Genomic DNA, 674 nt, shown 5'->3' with positions numbered 1-674 from the left:
CCGCCACATTTTATTGCTTTTATTGGAAAAAATTCTGCAATATCCAATAAAGTATTGTTTAAACAAGCAGAATTATCAACAAATCTTTGTGTTTAGATTTGTTAAGTTTAAGTTTCATAAAAATGCACAACGAATACTGAACAATTAACGATCAATACGCATACAACCTGAACCAAACAGGAAGCTTTTCAAACGAAGGCTCTCCATGCAATGGCCCAAGTACTCGAAGCGTGATAGGTAATTTGGCTTGCCCTAGGGATTTACTTAACACTGCTACCTGAACCTCACCTTTTGTACGCAACTGATCCCAAAGCACTTTGGTTGGCTTCAGTTCTTGATCTGCATAGACAACCAAATATAGCTCAGAGGCTTCTACCGACTCAATATACCGGGCTATTGCCTCCGCTTGGTTTTTCGTAACATCACCCTCGCCCATGGAAGACCCGTTAAGCCAGACACCAACTGGCTCCGCATAATCCCCATCAGCAGCCGAGCTTTTGGTCACAGTCAGCTCATATATGAAACGCTGCCTAAGGCCATTCTGCACAAAATAGACGGCCGACCAGACTTCTTTCCCCTTACTGAGTGCCCTGCTTGCAACATAGTATTGATCACTATCACGGCCATACAGCTTATGCTCATCAAAAATTTTGTTCGCCCAGTAATTACTGCTG

Annotated in this window: 1 protein-coding gene; it reads right to left on the bottom strand. The window is 42.7% G+C overall.

The genetic code is table 11. From position 1 onward, the window contains the following. Positions 1-151: 151 nt before the first annotated feature. Positions 152-674, bottom strand: a 523-nt coding sequence (locus tag A3763_RS28810) for a hypothetical protein (protein ID WP_197482951.1), incomplete at its 5' end; no start/stop codon positions are given.

This window comes from Oleiphilus sp. HI0128, assembly GCF_001635365.1.
Note: the sequence above shows the minus strand (reverse complement) of the source record. Positions and strands in the feature narration are given on the sequence as shown.